Raw genomic sequence first — 9,366 nt, forward strand, 5'->3', positions numbered from 1 at the left:
TTTTGCGCGCAAAGGCTGGCGATGCTCCAGAAGGAACAGTGGATGCAAATCCATGTGCTCAAAGCCCAAGGCGTATCGGAGCGCGAGATCGCGCGGCGCCTGGGCATTTCTCGCAACACGGTGGCGCGGTACCTGGCGGCAGAGGAAGTGCCGCGCTACAAGCCGCGTGAACCGCGACCAACCAAGCTCGGAGCGTTCGAGGCGTACGTCCTCGAGCGCATGAGCGCCGCAGCACCCGAGATCATCGCTGCGCCGGCGCTGCTGCGCGAGTTGCGTGCGCGTGGCTACGATGGCCAGTTGCGAAGCCTGCAGGCTTTCATGAACACGCATAAGTCCGTGCCGAAGCCAGACCCGGTCGTGAGGTTCGAGACCGAGCCCGGTCGGCAGATGCAGTGCGATTTCGTTGTCTTCCGTCGAGGCACCGACCCGCTTTACGCCTTCACCGCCACGCTCGGCTTCAGTCGTTGGCGCTGGGCGCGCTTCACCACCGATGAACGCGCCGAGACGCTGGTCGCCTGTCATCATGCGCTGTTCGAAGCCCTGGGCGGCGTTCCTCGTGAGATCCTTTACGACAACGCCAAGACCATCGTTGTCGAGCGCGATGCGTATGGCGACGGTCAACACCGCTGGCACGCCGGGTTGCTCGATCTGGCCAAGCGGTACGGCTTCCTGCCCAGACTGTGCCAACCGTACCGTGCGCAGACCAAGGGCAAGGTCGAGCGATTCCACCGCTATCTGCGCGGCAATTTCTATGTGCCGCTGGCCAGCCAGCTCAAGCAGTCCGGCTTGATGCTCGACGCCGTGACTGCGAACGTCGAGGTGAGTAAATGGCTGCGCGACGTGGCCAACCAGCGCGTGCATCCGGTTACAGGGCTGGCACCCGCGATTCTGTTGGAGCAACGAGAACGGGCTTGCTTGCGCGATATGCCTGGCTACGCGGTGCCCCGATTGCCGGCTCGCGCCGTCGCTCGGCCGCGCGTTGACCCCGCGATGTCGATCCAGCACCCGTTGTCTGTCTACCAGCAATTGCTGACCGAGGTGCGCGCATGAACCTGCAGCAGGAACGCATCGACGGGCACTGCCAGAGCCTGAAGCTCGAGGGGCTCATGCAACGATACGTCGCTCTGGCGAGCGATGCCGCGGCCAAGCAATGGAGCTTCCTCGACTTCCTTGAGAACGCGCTCGCTCACGAACGAGAGACGAGGCAAGTTCGTTCGCGGCAAACACTGGTGCGCATGGCCGGGTTCCCCGCCATCAAGACGCTCGATGACTACGACTACAGTTTCGCCGTCGGGGCGCCACGCAAGACGATCGATGAGCTTGCCACCCTGCGCTTCATTGAGCGAGGCGAGAACGCCGTGTTGCTAGGTCCGTCAGGCGTGGGCAAGACCCACCTCGCGATCGCCATCGGGTATGCCGCGACACAGGCGGGCATCAAGACGAAGTTCATCACGGCAGCGGATCTGATGTTGCAGCTCGAGGCCGCGCGCCGACAGGAGCGATACGACGCGGTTCTTCGGCACAACATTCTCGGCCCGAGGTTGCTCATCGTTGACGAGATCGGCTATCTGCCGCTCTCGGGGGATCAGGCTAGCCACTTCTTCCAGATCGTCGCCAAGCGCTACGAGCGCGGGTCGATGATCCTGACCAGCAACCTTCCGTTTGCGCAGTGGGATGAAACCTTTGGCGGCAACACCACACTGACTGCAGCGATGCTTGACCGCATCCTGCACCACGCCCACATCATCCAGATCAAAGGAGACAGCTACAGACTGAAACAGCAACGCCAAGCCGGCCACGTTTCGTCATCGAAGAGGTAACGACTGGCTCAGTTTTACTTTGCGCGATCAGGCGCGAAGTGGCTCAGATTTCAAATGCGTTTGACACCGGCGAGCCGGGGTAGGTGGCGACCAGACCCGGACAGACCGAGTTGACGAGGATCTGATGTGCCTTGAAGTCTTGGGCGAGCTTGAGCGTCAGGCCGTTGATGGCTAATTTAGTCAGTGCGTATGAGCCAATCGGCACATCACCAAATTGACTCATTTCAAAGCCGGGATTGTTGACGAGGCCGAAGTCGGGGTCCCAGAACGCGCCGGCTCCGCTGGAGACATTCACGATTCGCGCGTCACCCGAAGCGCACAACAGAGGGAAAAACTCCTGCGACATCCGCCAGGTGCCGAGCAGATTGGTCTCGAACTGTTGGCGAACCGCATCCAGGTCTGTGCGGAAATCTTGCACAGGCGTCACCGCCATGATGGCGGCATTGTTGACCAGCACGTCTAACTTTCCGAACTTCTCGGTCACGGCGGCGACCGCACGAGCTACACTGTCACCGTCGGTGGTGTCCAATTGCAGCGCCGAGACCTTGAGCCCGCTATCCTGGAGTTCCTGAGCATATTCCTCGGCCTTCTTCCCGATCCTTGCGGTAACAAAGACATGGAAGCCCAAGTGCGCGAGTTGCCTAGCGGTCTCGAATCCTAGGCCCTGTCGACGCCCCGCGCCGGTGACAAGTGCGATTCTCATTGATCTATTCCTCATAGCGTCAAGATTGAGTGCTTCGGCTACGCCTGAAGCACTGTCGGTCACATGGGCCCAAGCCCCTCCAGACCTGTGAGAGGGATGGGCGAACCAGTAGACCAGCGCCCAAGGATCTCCAAACGCCCGACAAGGCCGTTCTCAGATACTCCTGATCAGTCGGCCAGGCTCGGATCACCCATGGACCAGGCAATGCCGTCGCCGCGGTCCAGGGTACGGATCAAGGCCATGTCCGGGTCGTCGATCACGAAGCCATCCAGGTCAATGTTCTGGCACATGCGCTGCGGGTTGAGGCTCTTGGGCAGCACCGCATAGCCGTTCTGAACACCCCAGTGCAGCAGCAACTGGGCCTCGGTCACACCGTACTTGGCGGCCATGTCGGCGAAGACGGGGCCATCGTCCTTGCCGGCCGCGGCTTTGCGGCTGTCCTGGCCGGGCTGGGTGCGCCAGGTCGACAGCGGCGCCAGGCTGCTGTACGCGATGGGGGCGATCCCTTGCTCACGCAGGTAGGCAACCAATTCCGGCTTCTGCGACCAAGGGTGCAGTTCGATCTGGTTGGCCTCGGGTGTCGGCAGACCTGCGGCCCGGATTTCTTCCAGATGCTTGCGGCTGTAGTTGCTGACACCAATGCTGCGCACCTTGCCGGCGCGCTTGAGTTCGACCAGCGCACGCCACTGGTCCAGGCGTGCCTGCCCACCCTGCGGAGAGTGGATCAGGTAGAGGTCAAGGTAGTCCAAGCCCAGTTTGGCCAGGCTCTCCTCGAACGCGGCCATCGTCTGTGATTGCGACTTCGGCTCCTCGCTCCAAGCCGAAAAGCCCGGCCAGAGCTTGGTGGTCACGAAGAGATCGCGACGGTTCAAGCCGCTGGCTTGGAGGCCGGCGTGGATGCCCGCGCCGACAGCCTCCTCATTTTGGTAGACCGCCGCCGTGTCCACGTGCCGATAGCCCAGGCCGATGGCCGTGCTCACGGCTTGCGGCGCATCGGCCGGCGTGACCAGGTAGGTGCCGAAGCCGACGGCCGGAATGGCGGTGTCGTCGTTCAGGCGAAACGTCTTCTGAGTGATGCTCATGGGGTGCTCCGGTAGCGATGGCAGTCACTTCGCCTGGCTGGCGACGCGCTTGCGGACGGTTTCCAGATCGTTGACTTCCGGGTCGGGGCCGCCACGCTCGTCGCAGTTCAGCGCATCGATGGCGGCCACCTCCGACGGCGTGAGCTGGAAGTCGAAGATCGCGATGTTCTCGGCCAGTCGCTCGTCACGGCTGGACTTGGGGATGGCCGACACGCCGTGTTCGATGTGCCAGCGCAGAATCACCTGGGCAGGCGTTTTGCCGTACTTGGCCGCCAGTCCAGCGATCACCGGGTCGTGCAGTGGATCATGCACGGCAGCGGGGTCTTGCGCCCAATAGCGCTTCACTCCGCCGATCGGCGACCATGCCTGGGTCAGGACATGGTGCTTGGCATTGGCGTCTCGGACCGGGGCCTGCACCAGGTAGGGATGCAGTTCGACCTGGTTGAGCATGGGCGCGATCGCCGAGCGCTCGATGAGGGCATCCAGATGCGCTGGGTTGAAATTGCACACGCCAATGGCCCGGACGCGGCCCTCGCCCCGCAGTTTCTCCAGCGCACGCCAGGACGCCAGCGTGTTGTCGAACTCACGCGGCACCGGCCAATGCAGCAGGTACAGGTCGAGGTAGTCCAGGCCGAGCTTGCCCAGGCTGGTGTCGAAAGCCCGCAAGGCCGCTTCATAGCCGTAGTCGGTGAGGAACAGCTTGGTGGTGACGAACAGCTCGGAGCGGTCGATGCCGCTCTGGCGAATGCCTTCGCCGACCTGCGCCTCGTTCTGGTAGGCCGCGGCCGTGTCGATCAGGCGGTAGCCCTTGTCGATCGCTGTCTTCACGACGCGGACCGTGTCATCCCCGGTACTGCGGAAGACGCCCAGCCCCAACAGAGGGATCTGGATACCGTTGCTGAGCGTGGTGAGGGGGCTGGTCGTCATGGCGAGACCCGTTGTCGTGTGTTTTGAGGGTCGGAATGCCCGATGGCGGTCAGCAGGAAGATGATCCCATGGGCTTGTGCTGCCGCTTGCTGGGAGCTGTCTTCGTTGCGACCGAAGGCTGTGCTGCCCAGCGCCAAGGCTGTCTTGTTGGCCAGTCGATTGCGCATTGCTGTGTGCTCCCGATGGGGTGGCCTTACTGGCCGTCCAGTTGGATCACCACCTTGCCGAAATGCGAGGCCGACTCCAGGTGGCGGTAGGCATCGATACCTTCCCAGTGTGGCTTGAGGAGCGCCCCTCAAGCAAACTCTTGTTGGATGACCTGGGCGGCCTGCAGCGCGTACCCCCAGCCGGCGTAGAACGCGATGTGGGCCAACGCTTCACCCAGCTCCTCCTTCGTCACACCATGCGCCGTCGCATGCTGCAGGTATGGCGCGAGCAGTGGGGCTTGGCCCTGCGCGGCCAAAGCCACCACGGTGGCCAGACTGCGATCACGTGCAGAGAGTGCCGGCCGGTGCCACACGTCTTTGATCAGCAGGTCCTCGGTGAAGTGCTGCAGTGCTGGGGAGGCAGACGCTAGAGAGGCAGCAATCCCCTCACCGGGTCGAATGCCTACGGCGTCGTCGGCCAGCAGGACTGGCGCGACAGCAGGCAGGTCGTCCGCGTGGATGCCGCGTTGCGCATAGATGCCGTGCAGTGCAACCACGGCGTCAAAGGCGTAGGGCCAGCTGGCATAGAACGCCAGATGGGTCAGCAGTTCGGAAAACTCTGCGGGGCGCAGGCCGCTGTCCAGCGCCTTGTTGAAATAGTTGGGGAACGCGGACGTCGCGTTGCGGGAGACCAGTGCGGTGACCGTCACGATGGCGCGGTCTCGCACGGGAAGTCCGGGGCGGCCCCAGAGTTCCTGGACGATTCTTTCTTGGGTGTAGTTTCCCAGAACCGGTGCGACGGCGCCGATGACGGCGAACAGCGGATTGGGTTCCTTCTTCGTGTCGCTCATGGGCGGCCTCCTGGTTCGTATCGATGATTCAGCGTGATTCCCACGCCACGTGCTGATTCAGACGGCCGACCCGCCGTCGACGCCATAGTCAGAGCCGGTCACGAAACTCGCCTCGTCCGAAGCCAGGAAGGCCACCACAGCGGCGACTTCCTCGGGCGTGCCGAAGCGGCCCATGGGCACGATCTTCTTGACGCGGTCCAGGTGCTCTTGGGCGGCCTCCGCCGACAATTCTGTCTTCTCGTAGATCGGCGTAAGGATGGGGCCCACGCCCACCGAGTTCACGCGGACGCCTTCCGGTGCAAGTTCCTTCGCCCAGACCCGCGTCAGCATGTTCACGGACGCCTTGCTCGCGGCATAGGTGGACATGTTGGGCATCGGGCGGCCCACGATCGCGGTGGAGATGTTGACGACGTTGCCCTTGGTCTCCTTGAGAAGGGGCAAGGCCTGCTGCGTGAGGTCGAGCAGCGCGCGCACGTTGACCTGGAACACGTTGTCGTACTCGCTGAGGCTCAGGTCCGCAAAGGGCGTGACCGGGGCCACGCCGGCGTTGTTGACCAGCACATCGAGCTTGCCGTGACGGGCACGGATCTCCGAGAGCGTCCGAGCGATGTCCGCGGACTGACCGATGTCCGCGACGATGTATGAGATGCGCTCGTGCTGGCTCGCGGATTCCTTGAGCGCACTTTCCGTGCGACCGACGATCACGACGTTCACGCCTTCATCGGCCAAACGCTTGGCGATGCTGCGGCCGATGCCTGTGCCGCCACCCGTCACCAGCGCTGTTTTGCCTTCTAGACCATTCATGAGTTTCTCCTGAAATGCTCGGCGGTGAGGCGAGCCTTCTGAAATGAAGGGGGAGGTCACCGACGGCAACCTTGGGTGCCGACGAGGACGTCCGTCCGGTGCCCGGCTTCAGGGCGTCAGGTAGAGCTTGCCCTTGGCTCGGCGGCTCTCGATGTCGCGGTGCGCATCGGCGCCCCGTGCGAGCGGGTAGCCGGTCGCGCCCTCCAACTTGAGCCAGCCGGCCTGTACGGCCGCCACCACATCGGCCGCGCGCTTCTGCAGCTCGGCGGAATCGGCGATGTAGCTGAAGACGGAGCCCCCGGCCAGGCGCAGGCCGCGCGGCGTGAGGATGGGCGGGTTGATCGTGGGGATCGGGCCCGAAGCCGCGCCGATGGCAACGACGGTGCCGCCGCGACCGAGTGTCGCGATGGTGTTTAGCAGCGTTTTCTCACCCAGCCCATCGATGGCGAGATCCACGCCCTTGCCATCGGTCAGTGCTTCGACTTCGTCGACAAAGGTGTAGTCCTTGCCATAGACCACGGCCGCATCGGCACCGGCCGCGCGGACCGTCTCTGCCTTCTGCTCGCTGGAGGCCGTGCCCACGACCCAGGCACCGAGGTGCTTGAACCATTGCACCAGCAACTGCCCCAGACCGCCGGCCGCGGCGTGCACCAGCACACGATCGCCGTGACAGACCTTGCGGTACTCGTGGACCAGATAGTGGGCCGTGAGCGCCTGGAGCAGCAGGCCTTCGTTGAGCGAGAAGCTGTCCGGGATCGGGATTGCTCGGTCGGCGGGGACTAGCACCTGGCTGGCGTACGAACCACGCGCATCCACCCAGGCCACCCGCGCGCCCACAGACAGGCCGGCCGTGCCTGCGGCAACACCCTCTCCCAACGCCCGGATGCGGCCGACCCCTTCGAGGCCGAGTACCACCGGCAATTCGATCAGGTGAACCTGCGAGGCTCCGCTGCGCTGGGTCACATCGAGGTAGTTGACGCCGGCCGCTTCCACCTTGACGAGGATCTGGCCGGCTCCCGGCTGCAAATCATCTGCCGTCTCTAGACCGAGCTGATCCGGTCCGCCGAATTGTTTGACCACCAACTTTTGCATTGCATACTCCTTCGGCCTCACGGCCCGTTCTGTGGCAGCCGATCTGCGACTGTCGATGCCCGCCATCTGGCGATGGCGGGCGGATGGGGCGCGTGTGGATCGGGCGCCCCAGCAGGCACTGAGAGCGTGACACTTGCCAGCAAAGCCTCGTTCGCGCGGCCGCCGGCTCTGAAACTCACCCCTTCCGGGTGAACTGGGCCGTGATCTCTGCGACGCGCTGGCCCAGATGGGCGGCCGTGTCAAGGTCGCTCTGAATCGGTGTGATGTCGGGCGATGCGTCGTCCGACTGCGCCATGGCGCCCAACCAGCCACCGATGCGGTTCTTGTCTTCCTTCTTCGTGCTGGCGAAGAGGTCAAGGCCGACCCAGATCATGCCGTGCTGGGCGGCAAACAGCGCCATGCCGATCAGCGAGTTGAGCTTGTCGCCGTGCATCGCGCCGGAGTTGGTGAAGCCGGCCGCGATCTTGTTGCGCCACTTCATCGGAATCCAGGCCGGGCGGGTCGAGTCCTCCATGAACTTCTTGAGCTTCGAGGACAGCGAGCCGTTGTAGGTCGGCGAGCCGAAGATGATGGCATCGCTGGCTTCCAGCGCAGCCCAGTCGATGGTGGCGTCCGCCACAGCGATCAGGCTGGCCTTGGCGCCTGCGACGCGTTCAACGCCTTGCGCGACGGCCTGGGCCTGCTTGGCGGTGTGGCCGTGGCCGCTGTCATAAATAATGGAAATGAGCATGTGATTTCCTACCTTTCCGTTGAGTTGGTTCTCTGGGCATATCAGTCTGCTCGGATTGGATCCCTACCGGAAGTTGATATTTGGTTGAATAATTGTTAACTGGTAGTTTTGAATTGATTTAAGCTTGAGGTCGCTGACCGGTGCACTGTCTGCTCGTCGGGTAATGGGAGGGAACTTGGATTCTTCGCAACGTGTTCGTGCAATCATTTCGTTCGTCCATGCCGTGGATGCGGGCAGCTTGGCGGCTGCTGGGCGTCTGCTCGGGGTGACATCAGCCGCTGTTAGCAAGAATGTCGCGGGCCTAGAGAAGGCCTTGGGGGTGCGACTCCTGAATCGCACGACACGGAGCCTGAAGCTCACCGAGGAAGGCGAAGCGTTCCTGCGTCAGGCCAGAATTGCCCTTGATGCCTTGGATGCTGCGGTTGACAGCATCGCAGCTCAGCGCGCCACTGTCAGCGGTCGCGTGCGCATATCGACAAGTTCGGCCTTTGGTCGCGATCATCTCCTGCCGGCCCTGCCGGATCTCCTCTCGCAGTACCCGCATTTGTCCGTTGAAGTGGACTTTGATGATCGAGTCATTGATCTCGTGCGTGACGGCTACGACATCGCGATCCGTGGGGGTAGCATCCCTGACTCTGCCTTGGTCACTCGCCCAATCTTCAACTTGAACGCCATACTGGTTGCGTCACCCAGGTACTTAGCGAAATACGGGGTGCCACAGTCGCATCAGGAGTTGCGTGCGCACAGGCTCATCGCGCGAAGGTTTCTTGGGGGGCAGGTGACCCCATGGAATTTCAAGGCCGCTGATGACAGCATCACCACGCTCGACCCGATGGACTCGGCCGCTCTGACCTTGTCTGCGCCTGAAGCGTTGGTTCAGTCTGCTTGCGATGGACTCGGAATTGCGCAGGTGGGCGTTCACTTGGCATGGGACCATCTGGTTTCTGGTGCGCTAAAAGTGGTGCTGCATGACACGCACTTACTAGGTGCGTATGAAATGGTCATGCAGTACCCGCACCGAGCCTTGGTCGCGCCGCGGGTGCGAGTCGCTCTGGATCATTTGCAAGAAGCATTCAAGCGTGACCGGCGGTTGCATGTCCCGGTGAGGGCATTGGCTCCATACGTTGCGTAGGTTAGAGAGCGTCAAGCAGCACGGCCGGTCAGCGACAACTATTTTGGCCGGTCAACGGGGTAGTTGTCGTTGGGTATCA

Annotated in this window: 11 protein-coding genes; 3 read left to right on the forward strand and 8 right to left on the reverse strand. The window is 62.9% G+C overall.

What is annotated here, in order from left to right:
• The first annotated feature begins 21 nt into the window (after positions 1-21).
• Both istA and istB read left to right on the forward strand, forming a co-directional pair.
• Positions 22-1,050, forward strand: a complete 1,029-nt coding sequence (gene istA / locus DIE23_RS33305) for an IS21 family transposase (protein ID WP_124616382.1) — start codon at positions 22-24, stop codon at positions 1,048-1,050.
• A complete protein-coding gene (gene istB, locus DIE23_RS33310; RefSeq protein WP_124616384.1) occupies positions 1,047-1,820 on the forward strand; it encodes an IS21-like element ISBcen13 family helper ATPase IstB in 774 nt (257 codons plus the stop codon). The genes istA and istB overlap by 4 nt, the downstream gene beginning before the upstream one ends.
• Positions 1,821-1,863: 43 nt before the next feature.
• On the opposite strand, the gene DIE23_RS33315 is transcribed toward istB, so the two are convergent.
• The 8 genes from DIE23_RS33315 to DIE23_RS33345 form a co-directional block, all read right to left on the reverse strand.
• The gene (locus DIE23_RS33315) at positions 1,864-2,523 is read right to left on the reverse strand and encodes an SDR family NAD(P)-dependent oxidoreductase (RefSeq protein WP_124616386.1); all 660 of its coding nucleotides are present in this window, start codon (positions 2,521-2,523) and stop codon (positions 1,864-1,866) included.
• 167 nt (positions 2,524-2,690) lie between these two features.
• The gene (locus tag DIE23_RS33320) at positions 2,691-3,605 is read right to left on the reverse strand and encodes an aldo/keto reductase (protein WP_124616388.1); all 915 of its coding nucleotides are present in this window, start codon (positions 3,603-3,605) and stop codon (positions 2,691-2,693) included.
• A gap of 24 nt (positions 3,606-3,629) precedes the next feature.
• Positions 3,630-4,532: an aldo/keto reductase gene (locus DIE23_RS33325; RefSeq protein ID WP_124616391.1), complete on the reverse strand. Its 903-nt coding sequence runs from the start codon at positions 4,530-4,532 to the stop codon at positions 3,630-3,632.
• A complete protein-coding gene (locus tag DIE23_RS39785; RefSeq protein WP_175796444.1) occupies positions 4,529-4,699 on the reverse strand; it encodes a hypothetical protein in 171 nt (56 codons plus the stop codon). Before DIE23_RS39785 ends, DIE23_RS33325 begins: the two co-directional genes overlap by 4 nt.
• Before the next feature lie 128 nt (positions 4,700-4,827).
• Positions 4,828-5,529, reverse strand: coding sequence for a carboxymuconolactone decarboxylase family protein (locus DIE23_RS33330; protein ID WP_124616393.1), 702 nt, complete (start codon positions 5,527-5,529; stop codon positions 4,828-4,830).
• 57 nt (positions 5,530-5,586) lie between these two features.
• Positions 5,587-6,333: an SDR family NAD(P)-dependent oxidoreductase gene (locus tag DIE23_RS33335; RefSeq protein ID WP_124616395.1), complete on the reverse strand. Its 747-nt coding sequence runs from the start codon at positions 6,331-6,333 to the stop codon at positions 5,587-5,589.
• A gap of 108 nt (positions 6,334-6,441) precedes the next feature.
• On the reverse strand, positions 6,442-7,425 hold the full coding sequence (locus tag DIE23_RS33340; protein ID WP_175796442.1) for a quinone oxidoreductase: 984 nt from the start codon (positions 7,423-7,425) through the stop codon (positions 6,442-6,444).
• A gap of 175 nt (positions 7,426-7,600) precedes the next feature.
• Complete coding sequence (locus DIE23_RS33345; protein ID WP_124616399.1) at positions 7,601-8,155, reverse strand: flavodoxin family protein; 555 nt, start codon at positions 8,153-8,155, stop codon at positions 7,601-7,603.
• Between the two features lie 175 nt (positions 8,156-8,330).
• On the opposite strand from DIE23_RS33345, the gene DIE23_RS33350 reads away from it, so the two are divergent.
• Positions 8,331-9,287 carry a LysR family transcriptional regulator gene (locus tag DIE23_RS33350; RefSeq protein WP_175796441.1) on the forward strand — a complete coding sequence of 319 codons (957 nt, stop codon included), beginning with the start codon at positions 8,331-8,333 and terminating at the stop codon, positions 9,285-9,287.
• Positions 9,288-9,366 lie beyond the last annotated feature (79 nt).

It is taken from the genome of Burkholderia sp. Bp9143 (genome assembly GCF_003853645.1).
Classification (GTDB): domain Bacteria; phylum Pseudomonadota; class Gammaproteobacteria; order Burkholderiales; family Burkholderiaceae; genus Burkholderia.